Source organism: Vibrio sp. 10N.222.49.C9, assembly GCF_041474985.1.
Taxonomy (GTDB): Bacteria; Pseudomonadota; Gammaproteobacteria; order Enterobacterales; family Vibrionaceae; genus Vibrio; species Vibrio crassostreae_C.
In genome coordinates this window covers 1-304 of the sequence record NZ_JBFRVD010001360.1, presented here as the reverse complement: position 1 = coordinate 304, position 304 = coordinate 1, and the positions used below count along the sequence as shown (strand labels likewise).

Annotated in this window: 1 protein-coding gene; it reads right to left on the bottom strand. The window is 48.4% G+C overall.

All coding sequences use genetic code 11. The annotated features are described in order from the left end of the window. Positions 1-304 (bottom strand): hypothetical protein (locus AB4585_RS28285; protein WP_372172088.1); only part of this gene is annotated, 304 nt, incomplete at both ends.

Genomic DNA, 304 nt, shown 5'->3' with positions numbered 1-304 from the left:
CTTCAAGAATAACGGCCCCAAACGTGTCACCTCTGGAACAGATGATGCCACTGACACTTCCGCACTCTCAGAACTGGCTGTAGTCGCCCCTGAAGTACCCGTTTTGTTTTTTTGTGCTGGTGGCGCTATCGAATGAGAAACATCACTCAGCTGCTTCTCTAGCTCTGCAAATAATCGCTCCTCAAGACTACTTAACGTGCGATTCATATTCGTTACACGACGCTCTAAGGCCTCATGCTTTTTAGTGCCACTCGCCAACTGCTCAGTCAACTCAGCAATCGCCTTATCATTGGCATCTCGATAC